Source organism: Olleya sp. Ti.3.14 (genome assembly GCF_038154885.1).
Classification (GTDB): domain Bacteria; phylum Bacteroidota; class Bacteroidia; order Flavobacteriales; family Flavobacteriaceae; genus Olleya.
In genome coordinates this window covers 425,780-442,867 of record NZ_JBAKAO010000001.1, presented here as the reverse complement: position 1 = coordinate 442,867, position 17,088 = coordinate 425,780, and the positions used below count along the sequence as shown (strand labels likewise).

The 17,088-nt window shown below is 30.9% G+C and carries 20 protein-coding genes; 7 read left to right on the top strand and 13 right to left on the bottom strand.

Annotated elements, in window-relative coordinates:
• Window positions 1–3: 3 nt before the first annotated feature.
• From V6251_RS02070 to V6251_RS02040, 7 genes are all read right to left on the bottom strand, one after another.
• Window positions 4–531 carry a DUF4405 domain-containing protein gene (locus V6251_RS02070; protein WP_341586837.1) on the bottom strand — a complete coding sequence of 176 codons (528 nt, stop codon included), beginning with the start codon at window positions 529–531 and terminating at the stop codon, window positions 4–6.
• A 70-nt stretch (window positions 532–601) separates the two neighbouring features.
• Window positions 602–757, bottom strand: coding sequence for a hypothetical protein (locus V6251_RS02065; protein ID WP_341586836.1), 156 nt, complete (start codon window positions 755–757; stop codon window positions 602–604).
• A gap of 118 nt (window positions 758–875) precedes the next feature.
• A complete protein-coding gene (locus V6251_RS02060) occupies window positions 876–1,310 on the bottom strand; it encodes a MarR family winged helix-turn-helix transcriptional regulator (RefSeq protein ID WP_341586835.1) in 435 nt (144 codons plus the stop codon).
• Window positions 1,311–1,414: 104 nt separating this feature from the next.
• Window positions 1,415–2,530 carry a chromate efflux transporter gene (chrA, locus tag V6251_RS02055; RefSeq protein WP_341586834.1) on the bottom strand — a complete coding sequence of 372 codons (1,116 nt, stop codon included), beginning with the start codon at window positions 2,528–2,530 and terminating at the stop codon, window positions 1,415–1,417.
• 191 nt (window positions 2,531–2,721) lie between these two features.
• Window positions 2,722–3,195, bottom strand: coding sequence for a hypothetical protein (locus tag V6251_RS02050; protein WP_341586833.1), 474 nt, complete (start codon window positions 3,193–3,195; stop codon window positions 2,722–2,724).
• Window positions 3,196–3,462: 267 nt separating this feature from the next.
• Window positions 3,463–3,984: a hypothetical protein gene (locus V6251_RS02045; RefSeq protein ID WP_341586832.1), complete on the bottom strand. Its 522-nt coding sequence runs from the start codon at window positions 3,982–3,984 to the stop codon at window positions 3,463–3,465.
• A gap of 296 nt (window positions 3,985–4,280) precedes the next feature.
• Complete coding sequence (locus V6251_RS02040; protein WP_341586831.1) at window positions 4,281–5,162, bottom strand: LysR family transcriptional regulator; 882 nt, start codon at window positions 5,160–5,162, stop codon at window positions 4,281–4,283.
• A 107-nt stretch (window positions 5,163–5,269) separates the two neighbouring features.
• Here V6251_RS02040 and V6251_RS02035 point away from each other — a divergent pair, with 107 nt between their 5' ends.
• Window positions 5,270–5,896, top strand: a complete 627-nt coding sequence (locus V6251_RS02035) for a LysE family translocator (RefSeq protein WP_341586830.1) — start codon at window positions 5,270–5,272, stop codon at window positions 5,894–5,896.
• A gap of 71 nt (window positions 5,897–5,967) precedes the next feature.
• On the opposite strand, the gene V6251_RS02030 is transcribed toward V6251_RS02035, so the two are convergent.
• The 6 genes from V6251_RS02030 to V6251_RS02005 form a co-directional block, all read right to left on the bottom strand.
• Window positions 5,968–7,071 carry a polysaccharide lyase family 7 protein gene (locus V6251_RS02030; RefSeq protein ID WP_341586829.1) on the bottom strand — a complete coding sequence of 368 codons (1,104 nt, stop codon included), beginning with the start codon at window positions 7,069–7,071 and terminating at the stop codon, window positions 5,968–5,970.
• 130 nt (window positions 7,072–7,201) lie between these two features.
• Window positions 7,202–7,459, bottom strand: a complete 258-nt coding sequence (locus V6251_RS02025) for a DUF6952 family protein (RefSeq protein WP_145001895.1) — start codon at window positions 7,457–7,459, stop codon at window positions 7,202–7,204.
• A gap of 81 nt (window positions 7,460–7,540) precedes the next feature.
• The gene (locus V6251_RS02020; protein WP_101202575.1) at window positions 7,541–7,849 is read right to left on the bottom strand and encodes a thioredoxin family protein; all 309 of its coding nucleotides are present in this window, start codon (window positions 7,847–7,849) and stop codon (window positions 7,541–7,543) included.
• A gap of 6 nt (window positions 7,850–7,855) precedes the next feature.
• Complete coding sequence (locus V6251_RS02015) at window positions 7,856–8,500, bottom strand: peroxiredoxin (protein ID WP_341586828.1); 645 nt, start codon at window positions 8,498–8,500, stop codon at window positions 7,856–7,858.
• 141 nt (window positions 8,501–8,641) lie between these two features.
• Window positions 8,642–10,114, bottom strand: a complete 1,473-nt coding sequence (gene nhaC, locus V6251_RS02010; RefSeq protein ID WP_341586827.1) for a Na+/H+ antiporter NhaC — start codon at window positions 10,112–10,114, stop codon at window positions 8,642–8,644.
• 294 nt (window positions 10,115–10,408) lie between these two features.
• Complete coding sequence (locus tag V6251_RS02005) at window positions 10,409–11,623, bottom strand: aminotransferase class I/II-fold pyridoxal phosphate-dependent enzyme (RefSeq protein WP_341586826.1); 1,215 nt, start codon at window positions 11,621–11,623, stop codon at window positions 10,409–10,411.
• A gap of 163 nt (window positions 11,624–11,786) precedes the next feature.
• On the opposite strand from V6251_RS02005, the gene V6251_RS02000 reads away from it, so the two are divergent.
• The 6 genes from V6251_RS02000 (at window position 11,787) to V6251_RS01975 (ending at window position 17,083) form a co-directional block, all read left to right on the top strand.
• The gene (locus V6251_RS02000; RefSeq protein WP_028281948.1) at window positions 11,787–12,245 is read left to right on the top strand and encodes an Lrp/AsnC family transcriptional regulator; all 459 of its coding nucleotides are present in this window, start codon (window positions 11,787–11,789) and stop codon (window positions 12,243–12,245) included.
• Between the two features lie 49 nt (window positions 12,246–12,294).
• Window positions 12,295–13,065: a response regulator transcription factor gene (locus tag V6251_RS01995; protein WP_341586825.1), complete on the top strand. Its 771-nt coding sequence runs from the start codon at window positions 12,295–12,297 to the stop codon at window positions 13,063–13,065.
• 191 nt (window positions 13,066–13,256) lie between these two features.
• On the top strand, window positions 13,257–13,817 hold the full coding sequence (locus V6251_RS01990; protein WP_341586824.1) for a porin family protein: 561 nt from the start codon (window positions 13,257–13,259) through the stop codon (window positions 13,815–13,817).
• A gap of 93 nt (window positions 13,818–13,910) precedes the next feature.
• Window positions 13,911–15,311 carry a dihydrolipoyl dehydrogenase gene (gene lpdA / locus V6251_RS01985; RefSeq protein ID WP_341586823.1) on the top strand — a complete coding sequence of 467 codons (1,401 nt, stop codon included), beginning with the start codon at window positions 13,911–13,913 and terminating at the stop codon, window positions 15,309–15,311.
• 152 nt (window positions 15,312–15,463) lie between these two features.
• Window positions 15,464–15,955, top strand: coding sequence for a nuclear transport factor 2 family protein (locus V6251_RS01980; protein ID WP_341586822.1), 492 nt, complete (start codon window positions 15,464–15,466; stop codon window positions 15,953–15,955).
• Window positions 15,956–16,117: 162 nt separating this feature from the next.
• Window positions 16,118–17,083, top strand: coding sequence for a toxin-antitoxin system YwqK family antitoxin (locus tag V6251_RS01975; RefSeq protein WP_341586821.1), 966 nt, complete (start codon window positions 16,118–16,120; stop codon window positions 17,081–17,083).
• The last annotated feature ends 5 nt before the right edge of the window (window positions 17,084–17,088 follow it).

Sequence of the window (17,088 nt, the reverse complement as noted above, 5' to 3'; positions counted from 1 at the left end):
ATTTTATTTTTTTAATTTCTTTTTGATTTTAATTACCAGTCCTGTTAATAGCGCAGGAATAGTTAAGAATACAGTAACTTTTACCAACGGTAATACATAAAGTAACCATGATTGTGTTGGTTTTTGAGTGTTTTTACTGGTGTTTTTTGCAGAATTTAAAGTGATTTGCTGTGCCCAATTAGAGTATTCAATTAACCAAATCCCTAAAGACAGGATTATACTTAATGCTAATAAAAGCAATAATGCTTTACGCTGTTTTTTAACAACAGTTGCGGTTTGTTTTAAGTAGTGTAAATCTGCTAGTAACTTTAGTTTTTTTATGGATTGGACAATCCACTTCCAATGTAATGCTAAATGAATACCTAAAAAGGCAATAAATAAAGTAGCCGATAGATTATGTGTTGCTGTCCAAAAGGTATTGGTTTTAAAATGAATACCAAAAACAGGTAAAGCAGCTTCTGAAATTACAATTCCGGAAACCGTTACTACTAGCATTAAAAGATATAAAAGCCAAATAAAAAAAGTAATCAAATTTAGTTTTCTGAATTTTATTTTTAATTAGTTTTTTAGACTGGTTTGCTATCCAATTCCAGTTAACTAATTAGTGTAAAAAAAATGGTAACAGAATAACTAAACTTAACCATTCGTGTATTGGAATACCTGTACTTTGTGGTATCAATACTAAAACCATAAGTATAAAAAATAACAGGTTAAGAATGACGCGTAATTTTGCTGAATTTTTGTTTGTTTTTTTCATTATTTTTTGGTTTTATAATTTAAAAATTGATGGCAGAAAGTAAGTATTCTCTAAAGTGTTTTTGTGTCATTTTACGCATTATAAAGTGTTGATTAATCAACAATTATTATATTTTTTTTTATTCTATGTGATTTAATAATTTATTTAATAATTGGTTTAGCGTTTTGGCTTCCGTTTCTGTAAAACAACTTAATGCTTCCGTGACCGTTTTTTTAGAGGCTTCTTTAAATACTTGTACTACATGTTCGCCAGCCTTAGTTAATGCAATAGTATTAGATCTTGCATCTACACCAGATTTTCTAATCACCAATTGTTTGTTTTCTAAATTATCCAGCATGCGTTTTGTAGCAGCTCTATCTTTATGTTGCAATTTGGCAATTTGGCTTTGGTTCATTTCGCCTTCGTTAGAAATTAAAACCAATAATCGCCATTGTTCTGGAGTGGTATTTAAATCTAAAGTATTAAAACGACCTTGCAATTTTTGTTTTAATATTCGTGATATGGTAGTGGTTAAATACCCAACCGAATCTGTAAAAATATATTTTTTTGACATTTGCAAAACTGTTGATTAGTCAACAAAATTACACAATTATTTGAATACACTATTTTTTTTAAGATAAAAATATGATTTGGATGTTTTTGTGGTATTAAAACTAACTAAAACAAGGTTAGCACAAAACCCAATAAAGCGCCACCAATAACAATAAAAGCACTATTTACTTTTTTAAATATAAAGACACAAAGTATGCTAACCATAGCAATGACTATAGTGCGCCAATCCGTTAGTGTGTCTTGTCCCATAGCTACACAAACCGCTATAATTACAGCAACAGCAGCAATATTTACTGCATCTAAAAAAGCAGAAACAACTTTAGATTTTCTCATTTTAGGCACAAACGGATTTAATATAGCAACAAACACAAAGGAAGGCAGAAAAATACCAACAGTTGCAGCTATAGCTCCCCAAAAACCTCCTAATTGCCAACCGATAAAGGTCGCAGTAGATAATACTGGTCCTGGTGTAAATTGTCCAACAGCAACTGCGTCTATCAATTCTTGTCTAGACAGTAAGCCAGTAGATACTAATTCGGCATCCAGAAAACCAAATAATACATAACCACTTCCGTATAGTAAAGCACCAACTTTTAAAAAGGTCCAAAGTATTTTTAATGTGCTTGGCGTTACTGATAATTGTAGCACCACAAGAGGTGTAAAACTGTTTAGGTTATTTTTATTGTTTTCAAAAAAGTACAATAGTAAACCTAAAAATCCGCAGGCAAATAACGCTACAATTTCGTTAGCACCAAATAAACATGCAATCAAAGTGTATGCGCCTAAAATACCCAATTGAACGTTTTTAAGTGCTTTTTTACCAAGTCTATAAACTGCACCTAAAATAATAGCAATTACAGCTGGTTTAATACCATAAATAAAAGGGTCTACTTTTGGAAGTTGTCCGTATTGTTGATACAACCAAGCAAAAAGCATGGTAATGGTTACCGCAGGAAATACAAAACAAAAACCGGCTACAATTAGTCCTTTCCAACCTGCTTTTTCATGTCCACAATGCATGGTCATTTCGGTGGAGTTTGGGCCAGGAATTAAATTAGTAGCACCAACCAAATCCAGGAAATGTTGTGGTGTTATCCATTTTCTTTTTTTAACCACCTCGTCCTCCATCATAGCAATATGCGCTGCAGGACCACCAAAAGCAATGCTTCCTAATTTGAAAAACAGTTTTGCAACTTCTTTTAGGTCTTCGTTGTTGGGCATTTTATTGTTTTGACTTTATAATTGTTATTTAGATCTTAATTTTGTAATGGCTGAAACGTGATTATGTTTGGGGTTTTTCGTGATTTAAGTAATAAACTAGCGAATAATTCAATCATCTTGTATTCCACAGGAATGTCCATAAGCAGGCTTAAAACAAGCAATTAATTATACACGGTTTTAGCAAATCGTTTTCATTCGTTCTTTATTTTATTATAAATCAAAATAATTGCAATTATTTCTCCTAAATAATAGAAAATTGATTGTGTAAAATATAGCATATGGTTATTTCCTAAATAGCCATAGTATTCTTTAATTCCGATATTTTCTACTTCAAATACGAAAAAGGATTTTATTGAAGGATAAGAAATTTGAATAACTTGAATAATAAAATAAGCAGAAAAACTCCAAATAAAATATTTCAGAACGTTTTCACTAATGGTTTTATAATTTATAAAAACACGATTAATTATAATATTAATTAATATTACAAATAGAATAAGTCCAAATAATTCCGAAATCCAAAAAGTCCAAGAAGGTTTGGAATCTAATAAAATCAATAAATCTTTCGTAAGGTCAGAAAAACTATAACTTAAACCTGAAATTGTCTTATAAGTAAATATTCCAATTCCGAAAAAACCAATTAATTTATTTCTTTCAATTCCCAATGAGATTAAGTTTAGAGTTTGAGTTTAATATTTGCTTACGTCTTGGCTATGGTTAGTACGGGAATTATAAGTAGTGAATTACCGAATAAGTACTTAGCCAAAACTTTTAATTTTGTTTTATTTTTCATTTTAAACCAAAACTTAAAAGTTTTAGCGGACTTGGTTAAAAAGTCTAAACTTTGGGTTAAGCACCAAAACGCGTATTAATTATAGCCATTGTTGAGCTTTGGTTATTTTTTATTGATTCATAATTCGGCTGTTTTTTTTTTAGTCTTTTTGATTATTTAATAAAAATTTTTTATGGTCTTCATTTCTATTATTCAATTCCCAGTTTTTTGCTATTTCGATAAACTCTTTACTATTATGCACAGAGGGTTCTTCATAGGCAATATAACCTTGTTCAGATTCGCAAATGTCTTTTAACTTTTTAAAATAATTATCTTCAATTTCTGTATTTGGAAATTTTGTATCACAATAGATTCCACATATTAAATATTTATCATCAGTAAAAAATAATTCCAAACCTTTCATTTCAGTTTTATCTGGGTTTTCCCAATAAAGTGTGTGTTTTATTTCTTTGTTTTTACATAGATATTTAATTGCTTCATCAGCATTTTTAAGTATCTCTATTGGATTATCAGAATATTGAGGAACTTCATATTCATCAGCTAATTCTCGTCTATTTGGTGTGAAGTAATCTAATAATTGAATAATAAAATCGTAATTTCTTTTTCCCGTTAACACATAACAGTCTGCATAGTAGCCTTGAATTTCATCTTTATTTTTCAATTTTTATTTTCAGTTTTTTAATGAAGCACAACTCGTTTTATATAAACTCTTATTATTCATATTCCATAAATATAGAGGGATATGATGAGTTTATTTATATTAAAAGTTATAAGCTTAAACGAAGTTACCAAAAACCGAATGAAAATCAACTAATTATCCAAACAAAAAACCACCAAGCTTCAGTCAGGTGGTTTTAAAATTAATATTCATAAAATGGTATTAAAACTAGTATACATTTTGGTGATTACTGTTCAATTTTTTGTGCTTTTTAAAGTTTTTTGATAATAATTTATTGCCTAATAGACGCTTGTATCCAACTGTTTAGTACAACCTATAACCTTGGTAATGGTTTTGTTGACTTCGTTTTTTCGCCAATGGATATACAAATCGATCTGTTGTTCTAAATCTATAAAACGCACATTATTAAATTTTGAATATTTAAAAGAATGCGGTAAAATAGAAATGCCAAGTCCTTTGGACACTAGATTTAAAATCATACCACCAAAATCGGATTCGATGCTAATTTTAGGTTCAAAACCATACTGATTAAACAAATTACGTAATAAAGACGAAAAATAGGTGGTTTGGTGTAAACCGGAAAGTATAAAGTTTTCGTGTTTCAGTTTGTCTATATTGTTAACGGTATCTGCATTTAACCAATGGTCGTTGGGAACAGCAATACAAATAGGCTCTGTAAATAATTTAAGCGATTGTATATTAATATGCGAAAGAGAGTCGCGACTAAACGCAATATCTGTTTGGTAATTTAGGAGTAGTTTTTCGTGGTTTTCGTCTGTAAGTTCGGCTAGTTCTAATTTAAGATCTGGCAAATTGGTATTAATAAGATCTAGAAAATTAGGCAACAAACTAAAGGTGATAGAACCAGGATAAGAGATAGACACTACGCCAGTATCACCTTGATTAATTTTTTTGGCTTGTTGGTAAATATGATCTAACTCGTTTATGGTTTTGCTCCAATGTTGTTGTAAAAACTTTCCAGTATCGGTTAGTTTTACGTTTCTTTTATTTCTTTCGAATAGTGAAAAACCAAGCTCGTCTTCCAACGCTTGTATTTGTCTGGTTAAAGAGGATTGCGAGATGTAAACCTTTTGTGCAGTGTTCCAAAAGTGAAGCTCGTCCGCTAACACTAAAAAGTATTTAATTTGCTGTGTGGTCATAATAAATGCGTTTTTTGCATTACTGAATCAAAAATATGTATTTTTTAGCACTTATAATCCTAGTTTCTTTGTGTAACATTTTATTATAATCCGTAAACTGAAATAGTATGTTTGGCATAGAGAATTTTATGACCTTTATGGTTACTGCTTTATTTTTTATAATGACACCAGGAATTGATACTGTATTTGTGTTGAATAAATCTATTGGTCAAGGTCGTAAATCTGGTATAGTATCAGCAATGGGTGTTAATACAGGTATTTTAACGCACACGTTTTTGTCTGCAATTGGTTTAACGGTTTTAATTGCAAAATCTGCGATAGCCTTTATGGTAATTAAGTATATTGGCGCAGTTTATTTAGTCTATATTGGCATAAAAAAATATAGAGATACTTCTGCTTTGTTTACAGAAAATGTGATAAAAAAAGCTGAAAATAGCTCTAAAAACGACTTTTGGTCTGGGTTTTTAACTAATTCTTTAAATCCTAAAGTTGCATTATTCTTTTTGGCATTTTTTCCACAGTTTATTATACCTTCTAAAATAGAAGATCCTATTCCGTTTATTTTATTAGGCATTACATTTGCAGTAATAGGTGTGGTTTGGTATGTGACTTTAACTATGTTTGCTAGTACGTTTTCAACTAAAATAATAGGGCATCCAAAATCAGGGATTTGGCTTAATAAAATTAGCGGATTTGTGTTTGTATTAATGGGATTACAGATTGCTTTTGGTTAGGAGAGTAATCACTAGTTTAAAAACCACTTTACAGTTATAAAGTGGTTTATAATTGGTATAATGCATGCTTTCTAATCGTTTTTAGAAAAATACCCATCATTAGAAACTGCATAATCACTTACTTCTATGCTTCCTGTTTTAAACCAAACTTCGGCATAATTACCATCCGCATATTGCTTTTGGATGTTACCACCATGTGTTTCTGCACCAGAACACCAGTTTTTGTTTACTTCTGGAGATTTTCCGTTAGTTTGATTGTAACAACCCAATTTGAAGAAACATCCTTCGCCTGCATAAGCTTCAGGACGCTCTACACCATCTTGTCCAATTGGAAAAAACAACTTTTTAGTTTGCTCTGGTATGTCAGATTTAGTAGTGTATTCTGATAGTAATAAGTTTTTTGTAAAGGTCTTGGTTTCATGATTAGGACTTGTAAAAGTTAAATTCATTATACCATCTTTTACTACGATTTGATAACTAAATTCTTCTCCCAATTCTATGCCTTCTTTTGGTTCATTTGGATATGTATTGGCATCTTTACCAACAACAGAAAAGTCATTGCCCCAAACAGCAGTGGAGTAGTCCCAACGTTTTGAGTTATCATTTCCTGCTGTATTAATTTCGTAATGCCAAAAGACAGAGCCTTTAGTGTGTCCTGGATATTTTTTATAAAATATTTTCAGAGGTTCATTTTCAAAAGCATCTGCACTGTGTATTTGTCCTACCACAACCGAATGTGATGCAGCCACAGTTGCATCTCCTGTTGCAGATACATTCATTACTTTTAATGTTGCAGATAATTTATCATTGGCAGTTTTTGGATACCATTTTTTTGTTTGTGCTAATTCGGTTCTGGTATTATTTGATGTCCCGTGGGTATCACCACCATTTGGCGATTTAAATACAATCCAGTTGTCTTTTCCATCGTTTTGAGTGTAGAAAAAATCTTTGTTTTCAAAATCTGTAGCAATTCCAGCATTTGAACCATCACCTAAAATTAGTTTCCATTGGTCAAAAAACGGAATAACATTACTAGCGTAGACTGTTTTAGAGACTTTTGTTTGCTCTGTTTTAGTTTGGTTTTTACTATTTATTTTGTCTTTACAGCTATTAAATACTAATATAGTAGTAATTATAAAGCAGTAAGATACTTGTGATAAGTGATTTTTGATCATGGTATTGGTTGTTTAGATTTGTAATACCTTGTAAGGTACTAAAAATTGGTTAACCAATTAATTGTTAGATATAAAAAAACCACTTTAGTATATAAAGTGGTTTTAATAATTCTTTTTCTTTCTCTCAAGCTTACTTATCAATAGAACCTAAAACACGTTTCATAAAGTTGTTTACAGCCTCTTTTTTAGGTGTACCATCTTTAATCATTTTATTAACTTCAATTGCGCCATACATATTAGAGATTAGCTCTCCAATAACGTCTAACTCTTCATCTTTTAAAGATGGTACTTCGGTTAGGGCTTCTAAAGTTTCAATAGTTTCAACGATGTAATCCTCGTCATTGTCTTCTATAAATTGAGCTAAATGTTTTATTACAGGTAATTTCATTGATAATTATTTTTTTTAATCCTATTGAAAATAGCCGAAGTATTTTACGCTTCGACTATACTCAACCTGACTTATTTGTTGTTATGCTACTTCGTCAACTAACTCTTTTAAAACGTCAAATTTGTTAGTCTGTGTTTGATTTACAAATTGTCCACCTTTAAATGTTGCAAACGTTGGTAAATTATCTACAGTAGCTAATTTTCTTGATTCCGGAAATTTTTCCGCGTCAGCGATAACAAATGTTATATTTTCTAACTCGCTAGCTAATTTCTTAACCTTTGGTTTCATGATACGACAGTTACCACACCATGTAGCCGAATATTGTACTACTACAGTGTCGTTGTTTGCTATAATTTCGCTTAAGTTATCTTGACTTAGTTCTTGTAACATAATAATTTAGTTTACGTGGTTTGCTAAATAAGCTGCAGTACCTTTAGCGTTAGCTTGCATTGCATCTTTACCTTCTTCCCAGTTTGCAGGACAAACTTCACCTTTTTCTTGTACGTGCGTTAATGCATCTACTAAACGTAAGTATTCTCCAACGTTTCTACCTAATGGCATGTTGTTAATGCTTTCGTGTTGTACGATACCATCTTCGTCAATAATATAAGTTGCTCTGTAAGTTACGTTGTCACCTTCTACTTGTACAGTTCCGGTTGCTTCATCGTAAGTTTCGTTTTTAATATCTAAAATACCTAAGATGCTAGATAAGTTACGGTTACTATCTGCAAGGATTGGGTAAGTTACACCTTCGATTCCACCATTATCTTTAGATTGGCTTAACCATGCAAAGTGTACTTCTGGAGTATCACATGATGCACCAATAACAATTGTATTTCTTTTTGCAAACTCTTCTTTAGCAGCTTCAAAAGCGTGTAATTCTGTTGGACAAACAAAAGTAAAATCTTTTGGGTACCAGAATAAAACTACTTTTTTATTGTTGTTTTTTGCTTCTTCAAGAACGTTGATTTTAAAAGTATCTCCCAACTCGTTCATTGCGTCTACGTTTAAATCTGGAAACTGTTTTCCTACTATTGCCATTTGTTTAAAATTTTAAAATTAATAACTTTGTTTTTACAGTGTGCAAAAGTACAGTATGATATTAAAAAAACAAGCCTAATAAAATTTTTAAATCTTATTAGGCTATAAATTTTAATTATAGTTTATGTAAAAAGGTATAATTTATAATGATTTATCTTTTAGCATTCTTATTTTAAGATTAAGAGCAGCAAAAAATAAGGTTGTAAATGGACTAAGCCAATTAAAGATAGCATATACAAAATACTCGCCAACACCTACACCTAAAACTTCCGATTGGTATGCACCACAAGTATTCCATGGGATAAGTACAGAGGTTACAGTTCCGGAATCTTCCAAAGTACGACTTAAGTTTTCTGGCGCAAGTCCTTTATCTTGATATGCTTTTTTAAACATTTTACCAGGTATTACTAACGCCAAATATTGGTCGCTAGCAATAGCATTTAAGCCTAAACAACTAATAACAGTACTGGCAAACAATCCAAAAACTGTAGTAGCTAATTTTAAAAGTGCTTTAGTTAATCTAGATAATGCACCAATTGCATCCATGATACCTCCAAAAACCATAGCGCAACAAATTAATAGGATGGTCCAAAGCATACCTTGCATACCACCAGCACTAAATAAGTCGTTAAGTTTATCGTTATCTGTAGTGATTTGCGTGTCTGTTAAAATAGATTTTATAATGGCAGTAAAGTTTGAGTCTGCTAATCCATTTAATACGTTTGATTGAAATATAAAAGCAAAAATAGCTGCTAGAATAACTCCAGTAACTAAGGCGATTAAGGGTTTAGTTTTAAATAATATTAAAACAATTACAACCAATGGTACAATAAATAACATTGGTGTGATATTAAATGTGCCTTCTATACTAGTTAACAAGCCACTTATATCAGCACTTCCTGTGGTTTCTATTGTAGCACTCATAATTCCAAAAGCAATTAGAGTGATTATTATAGTTGGTACAGTTGTAAAGGTCATGTACCTAATGTGTGTAAATAAATCTGTTCCAGCCATAGCAGGAGCAAGGTTTGTGGTATCACTTAAAGGAGACATTTTATCTCCAAAATAGGCTCCAGATATTACAGCACCAGCAATCATACCAGGACTAATACCTAATGCGCTTCCAATACCTATTAAAGCAATACCAACGGTTGCAGAGGTTGTCCAAGAGCTTCCCGTTGCTATAGATATAATGGCACAAATAATTACAGAAGCAGGTAAAAATATAGCAGGACTTAACACTTGTAGTCCATAATAGACCATTGCAGGAATTACACCACTGACTAACCAAGTACCAGCTAGAGCACCAACTAAAAACAAAATCATGATTGGTACAAAAACACTTTGTAGGTTTTCCCAGATTTCTTTAATCATAGGTTTAACAGAAACTTTATTAAATAATCCTACAATTGCAGCAGCTGCACCACCTAAAAGTAAGATGATTTGGTTAGTGTAAGTTCCAAACCACTCTTGACTTTCTACAAAAAAAATGTTGTATGCCAACATTGCCATAAGTATCACGACAGGAATTAGAGCTTCAATAAAATTAAGTTCTTTATTTTCAACTATATTTTGATCGTTTGCTTTAAATTCTGAAATATTGTCGTCTTGCATGTCAGTTAGTTTTTTTAGTGTTGTAATGTTACGATTTTACAATAAGTTATGCAAATGGATTTATGTGTTGAAAATTAGCAGGTTAAAAGTAATTGGCAACAAAGTTTATTATTCTATTAACTTCTGATTAATATTTATGTGAATTTGGAAAGGGTAATTTAGCATTGAATTTAGGTTAATTTGAAGTATAATTACAAGCTTTAATACATGTTGTTTTTGTGCTTTTTTAAATGAAAATATAAAAGCCTGAACATTGTATTTGCTCAGGCTTTTATTAAAAAATTACTAATCAAGTTATGCTGTTTCTAATTGTAAAACACCAACTTCAATCATACATGCTTTTATCATGTTAAAAGTACGCTCTATATCGTCATCCAATCCAATAGAAAATCTAATTAGACCTTCGCTTAATCCCATTTCTGCTTGTTCGTCTTGTGGTATTTCTGAAGATGTAGAGGTTCCTGGAGCACTAAATAAGGTTTTATAAAAACCTAAACTTACCGCTAAATAACCTACGTTTTTTTCTTGCATTAATTCCATTAACGCATTGGCTTTATCTAAGGATCCAGCATCTATAGTTAACATGCCTCCAAAACCATAAGCTTCATTCATCATAGATTTAAAAACGTCATGAGATGGGTGAGAAGTTAATCCTGGATATACTGTTTTAATGCCTAGTCCTTCAAATTTTTCGGCTAAATAAGACGCATTTTTACTGTGTTGCTTCATTCTGATATGCAGTGTTCTCATATTTTTTAAAATCGAAGCAGAGCGTAAACTGTCCATAGAAGCACCAAGTAACATACTTGCACCATCAATGACACTTTTTAATGAGTTTACAAACTCACTACTACCACATACAACGCCACCCATAGTATCCGAAGATCCATTTATAAATTTAGTCAAACTATGTATTACTATATCTGCACCTAATTGTGCTGGCGAAATAGATAAAGGTGAAAACGTATTGTCCACAACTAAGGTTAAGTTGTGCTTTTTAGCCAAAGCAGCTAAACCTTTAATGTCTGCAACTTCCAATAAAGGGTTACTTACAGACTCGCAATACAAAACTTTTGTGTTTTTAGTAATTGCAGCTTCAACCACGTCTAATTTTGTAATGTCTACAAACGACGTTTGGATATTCATTCTAGGTGTAAAATTCTTTAAAAACGCGTAAGTACCACCATAAATCGTTCGGCTAGAAACAATATGATCACCAGCACCACAAAGTTGTAATAGGGTAGGTGTTATTGCTCCCATTCCTGATCCTGCAACATTGGCACTTTCTGTCCCTTCCATAGCAGCTAATGCTTCACCTAAATAAAGGTTTGAAGGGGTAGAGTGTCTAGAGTATAAATAGCATCCATCTGTATTACCCTCAAAAGTATCAAACATGGTTTTTGCTTTCAAAAAAGTGTAGGTAGACGAGTCTGATATTGAAGGGTTTACTCCTCCAAATTCTCCAAAATATTGTAAGTCTTGTATGTTGTCTGCTGGTTTAAATTTCATTTGTATTAGTTTTAGTAATGATTACATCAAATATCATTGATGCTAGATTAATAATCAATAGATGTAATTGAATTTAGATTTTAAAACTAAATATTGTTAATTATATAGAAAATAAATTATGTATATTTGATTTTAATTTAATTCCACTGAAAATTTTTCCAATATGACCTTTGATGCAATTGACAAAAAGCTACTACAATTACTGCAAAACGATAGTAAACAGACCAATAAAGAGTTGTCAAACAAATTAAATTTATCGGTAACTGCTGTTTTTGAGCGTATTAAAAAGCTAGAAAATAATGGAGTGATTAATAAATATGTTGCTTTAGTAAAAAAGGAAAAGGTCGAAAAAAGTTTTGTTGCTTTTTGTCACATAAAACTATCGCAACACATCCAAGAATATGTCGTACAATTTGAAAAGGAGGTAACCAACTTAACAGAGGTTTTAGAATGTCATCATATAAGTGGTGATTATGACTACTTATTAAAAGTTATGGTTAAAGATATGGAAGCCTTTAGGGAGTTTATGGTAGAAAAACTTACCAACATAAACCATATTGGAAGTACACATAGTATGTTTGTTATCAGTGAAGTAAAAAGTACTACTGCCATACCAATTTAATTTTTTTTATAACTTGTTTACAAATTAATCGCTATTAATAATTTTTTAAATGAAGTATTCACAAATCAAGGAACTATATAAAAATATCTTTAAATCTTATGAAAAACCATCATTAGAAACACATATTAAAAAAATGATGGAATTGGATAGTTACTTACCCTATAGTTCCACCTTTTTTTGTGTGACCAATACACAAGATTTAAAATTTGAATACATAAGTAAAAACCTAAGTTCTTGCTTAGCTATAGATCCTAACATCTTAAAAACACAAGGGATGCGCTATTTTTGGAGTCGTATACATCCAGAGGATATCCAAGTTTGGTTAAGTGCCATGAACCAATTAATGGAGTTTACATTATCTAAGATTAAACCAACAGAAAGGAGTAAGGCTAACTATACTTGGAATTACAGATTTAAAAACGGAAACGACACCTATGTTAACATTGTGCAAAATACAACACCATTATCTTTTGATATAGACATGAAGCCAATAATTGGATTGGCGCATTACACGATTTTAGACCCAAAAATAAAAATGCAAATTACAGCTTCAGCTAAATTACTTAATGCTAATAATGAGTATGAAACGATATATTTTAATAATTTTTCCCAGAAATTATTAAAAGAGTCTATTAGTAATAGAGAGCGTGACGTTATTAGATTGTTAGTGTTAAATTTAACTAGTAAGGAGATTTCAGAAAAATTAAACATTAGTTCGCATACTGTAGATACACACAGACGTAATATTCTAAAAAAATTAAAAATTTCTTCTACTGGCGAGTTAGTTGGTATGCTAAAATTTAATAAAAATCTAATTTAAAATTAAAATTACTCAATTTAAGTATTGTGTTAATTATCAGTATTGTGCAATTTTACATTGCTATTAATCTAAATAGGGTAACCTATTATTAAAAGTCTGTATTTATATATTTTGTGTAAAAATATGTTTGCAGACTTTTTTGTTGTGTTTTAAATTTTACTTTTGAAAAACTAAAATAATCTAACCTCTAAATGAAACACAATTTATTATACTTTCTATTATTAATTACGACCTTGAGTTTTAGTCAAAAAGAAAAAAAAACATCTTATTTAGGTCTTAAATTAGGTGGTAATATAGCCACAATTTCAGGAGATTTTGCAGAGGAATACTCATCGCGATTTAGTTTTCATATAGGTTTAACAGGAGAGTTGGAGATAAACAATAAGTTACAATTAGTACCAGAAGTTTTGTTTAGCTCTGTTGGTGCAGAAAACGCAATATTAAACTATATAACTGTGCCATTAAGTTTAAGGTATTATCCTGTTAATAATTTTTATTTAGAAACAGGACCACAAGCAGGTTTTTCTGTAGGAGCAGTCAAAAAAGTTGGATCAACCAACTATAATAATGACATAACCAATGTTAATCAAACCGATTTTGGTCTTAATTTAGGATTAGGATTTAAAACAGATTCTAGAGTGTTATTTGGACTTAGGTATTATTTTGGTTTATCCAATTTAATAGAAGATCAAACCTATAACAATCATAATAGTGTTTTTCAATTTTCAATAGGGTATTTATTCAAAAATTAGCTACAAGTCTTTAGTAAATAATCACACAAAATCGTACTTTTGTTATAGTAAATAACAATTATTAATTTCCGCGAAAGCGAAAAAACAAAATATATGAGTCAATACGACGTAGCAATTATCGGTTCAGGTCCTGGTGGATATGTAGCAGCAATACGTTGCGCACAATTAGGAATGAAAACTGCAATTATTGAAAAATATTCTACTTTAGGTGGAACATGTTTAAATGTAGGATGTATACCAAGTAAAGCACTATTAGCTTCTTCACATCATTATGAAGAAGCAACTAAGCACTTTGAAGATCATGGGATCGAAATTCCGGGAGATATTAAAGTGAATTTAGAAAAAATGATTGGTCGTAAGCAGGCAGTTGTAGATCAAACTACGGGTGGGATTGACTTTTTAATGAAAAAAAACAATATAGACGTTTTTACTGGAGTTGGTAGTTTTAAAGATGCTACTCATATTGTTATCGAAGGTGAAGAAACAACTACAATCGAAGCAAAAAATACGATTATAGCTACAGGTAGTAAACCATCTACTTTACCATTTATTACGTTAGATAAAGAGCGTATTATTACCTCTACTGAAGCATTAAAACTTAAAGAAATCCCTAAGCACATGATTGTGATTGGTGGTGGAGTTATTGGTTTAGAGTTAGGTCAAGTTTACAGACGTTTAGGTGCAGAGGTTACTGTTATAGAATATATGGACAGAATTATTCCAGGAATGGATGGTGCTTTGTCTAAAGAGTTGAATAAAGTCTTTAAAAAGGCTAAATTTAACATGATGTTATCTCATAAAGTACAGTCAGTAGAGCGTGTTGGAGAAGAAGTAATTGTTAAAGCAGAAAACAAAAAAGGAGAGGTTGTTGAGTTTAAAGGAGACTATTGTTTAGTGTCTGTTGGACGTAAGCCTTATACAGATGGTTTAAATGCTGAAGCTGCTGGAGTTAAATTAACAGACAGAGGTCAAGTAGAAGTTAATGACCATTTACAAACTAATGTATCTAACATTTACGCAATTGGAGATGTTGTAAAAGGTGCAATGTTAGCACATAAAGCAGAGGAAGAAGGTGTTTTTGTTGCCGAAACTTTAGCAGGTCAAAAACCACATATAGATTATAACTTAATTCCTGGTGTTGTTTACACATGGCCAGAAGTTGCTGCTGTTGGAAAAACAGAAGAAGAGTTAAAAGAATCTGGAGTAGATTATAAAGTAGGTCAATTTCCGTTTAGAGCGTTAGGTCGTGCTAGAGCAGGAGGAGACTTAGATGGATTTGTAAAAATCCTTGCAGATAAAAAGACTGACGAAGTATTAGGTGTACACATGATTGGTGCACGTTGTGCAGATCTAATTGCAGAAGCAGTAGTTGCTATGGAATTTAGAGCATCTGCCGAAGATATTTCGCGTATGTCACATGCACATCCAACATTTGCAGAAGCGGTAAAAGAAGCTGCTTTAGCTGCAACGGATGATAGAGCATTACATGTTTAAAAGTTAAATAAATATTCCGCTTTCGCGGAAACAAAAAAAAGCGAGCCAATTTGGTTCGCTTTTTTTTTTTTGATAAAACTGTAACATATAATTATTTGCAATCTCTTTATAAAGTAATCAATCAAGTGATGCTTAACCAATAACAACTAATCATGAATATTAGCACAACCAAAAGTCTTATCTATCTACTAATATTAGTACTAATAAGTTCTTGCAAAATTAAAACCGTTATAAAAGTAGACAACGTAAAACCTCAAGAGGTAATAAATAAAACGTTGTATAATACAATTTTAGAGCAAGATCGTATTTATTTTGAAGCTTATAATACTTGTGATTTAATCTTACAAAATAAAATGATTCCTGAAGATTTAGAATTTTATCATGATAAAGGAGGATTAATGACTTCTAAATCAGACTATATGGAAGGCTTAAAAAACAATATTTGCGGTAAAGTAACTAGACAATTGGTAATGGGAAGTGTTGAGGTATATCCAATTAATAATTTTGGAGCAGTGCAAATAGGTATGCATACATTTTATAATAATCAAGAACCTAATGCCATATCCAAACCTAGCAAGTTTATAGTGATATGGAAAAAAGAAGCAAATATATGGCAAATGAGTCGTGTGGTTAGTTTACATTAAAATTTATATAATATCGTTACATTAAATTAAAGTATTTAAAGCAGGAGTAATAAATGTCTTTACAAAGACATGTTTACATAAAATTGACGCATATTTAATACGGAAGGTTTTAATTTTTAACATAATTTTCTATCTTGTTGGCTAAATGTTAAAATTTGCGAAATGAATAGTATTCTTAAAATCAAATTGTTAGTAGTCTTTTTTTTAGTTTTTATCAATTCACTTATTAGTCAAGACTATTCACAATTGGCGGATCAATATTTCAATGATCATAATCCAGAAAATGTTGCTTTTGTAAAAAACGTAATAGAAGACAACAATGCAGAACAATTGGTAATTGATTGGCAAGACTTGGAAGAGGAGCATGAATTAGATTTAATGGAATCTGAAAGTAAAATGAATGATTTAAATGTAAGCTTTAAGATCAATAACAAAAATCCAGATGATACTGCTATATGCAAAGCTTTTGAAGCTAATCACAATAAAAGAAAAGAATTAGATAGGAGGATGTCCACTTTAAAAGCGATGATGACACTAAGTGAAACGACATATAATTTATGTAAAAATAACATTTACAATAAATCCAATTGTAACAAAGAATATAATAATTATTCTAATAATGTAAAACTTTATAATAACGCAGTTAACGAGGGATTACGTGGTAAAAATGAATATTTAAATTCACGCACTAAATGTATTGAAGTTAATGAAAATTACAAAAATGAAAGAAGTGATATCAATAGAGTTATTGATCGTGTAAAGGACGAGTTTGAAAGTAGAAGTATAAAGAGAGAAGAGTCTATAAAAAACATATCAGAACAGATTAGAGATTTGATTTTGAAAACGCCAAGAAAAACGATGACTTATTTTAATGATGGTAAAGTTAAGCAAGAGTGTAGCGTAGATTTGAGAACTAATAAATTTGTTGGAGAATTAAAAAAATATCATGCTAACGGAAAACTATTTGTAACCACTAATTTTAAGGATGGTGTGCAGCATGGTATATTTACACAATATTTTGAAAATGGAGGTGTAGAGTATAAAATCAAGTATGAGAATGGCGAAGAAACTGGATCAACAACTTATGATCAAAAAGGTAATATTGTTAGTCAAAATAATATGGATTAGTATAT

What these genes read in the sequence shown, in the direction of transcription:
- V6251_RS02035 (WP_341586830.1), top strand. Translation starts at nt 5,270, where the DNA reads ATGTTTGGCATAGAGAATTTTATGACCTTTATGGTTACTGCTTTATTT.
- V6251_RS01975 (WP_341586821.1), top strand. Translation starts at nt 16,118, where the DNA reads ATGAATAGTATTCTTAAAATCAAATTGTTAGTAGTCTTTTTTTTAGTT.
- V6251_RS02060 (WP_341586835.1), bottom strand. Translation starts at nt 1,310, where the DNA reads ATGTCAAAAAAATATATTTTTACAGATTCGGTTGGGTATTTAACCACT.
- V6251_RS01995 (WP_341586825.1), top strand. Translation starts at nt 12,295, where the DNA reads ATGAAGTATTCACAAATCAAGGAACTATATAAAAATATCTTTAAATCT.
- V6251_RS01980 (WP_341586822.1), top strand. Translation starts at nt 15,464, where the DNA reads ATGAATATTAGCACAACCAAAAGTCTTATCTATCTACTAATATTAGTA.
- V6251_RS02030 (WP_341586829.1), bottom strand. Translation starts at nt 7,071, where the DNA reads ATGATCAAAAATCACTTATCACAAGTATCTTACTGCTTTATAATTACT.
- lpdA (WP_341586823.1), top strand. Translation starts at nt 13,911, where the DNA reads ATGAGTCAATACGACGTAGCAATTATCGGTTCAGGTCCTGGTGGATAT.
- V6251_RS01990 (WP_341586824.1), top strand. Translation starts at nt 13,257, where the DNA reads ATGAAACACAATTTATTATACTTTCTATTATTAATTACGACCTTGAGT.
- nhaC (WP_341586827.1), bottom strand. Translation starts at nt 10,114, where the DNA reads ATGCAAGACGACAATATTTCAGAATTTAAAGCAAACGATCAAAATATA.
- V6251_RS02000 (WP_028281948.1), top strand. Translation starts at nt 11,787, where the DNA reads ATGACCTTTGATGCAATTGACAAAAAGCTACTACAATTACTGCAAAAC.
- V6251_RS02020 (WP_101202575.1), bottom strand. Translation starts at nt 7,849, where the DNA reads ATGTTACAAGAACTAAGTCAAGATAACTTAAGCGAAATTATAGCAAAC.
- V6251_RS02005 (WP_341586826.1), bottom strand. Translation starts at nt 11,623, where the DNA reads ATGAAATTTAAACCAGCAGACAACATACAAGACTTACAATATTTTGGA.
- V6251_RS02040 (WP_341586831.1), bottom strand. Translation starts at nt 5,162, where the DNA reads ATGACCACACAGCAAATTAAATACTTTTTAGTGTTAGCGGACGAGCTT.
- V6251_RS02065 (WP_341586836.1), bottom strand. Translation starts at nt 757, where the DNA reads ATGAAAAAAACAAACAAAAATTCAGCAAAATTACGCGTCATTCTTAAC.
- V6251_RS02025 (WP_145001895.1), bottom strand. Translation starts at nt 7,459, where the DNA reads ATGAAATTACCTGTAATAAAACATTTAGCTCAATTTATAGAAGACAAT.
- chrA (WP_341586834.1), bottom strand. Translation starts at nt 2,530, where the DNA reads ATGCCCAACAACGAAGACCTAAAAGAAGTTGCAAAACTGTTTTTCAAA.
- V6251_RS02015 (WP_341586828.1), bottom strand. Translation starts at nt 8,500, where the DNA reads ATGGCAATAGTAGGAAAACAGTTTCCAGATTTAAACGTAGACGCAATG.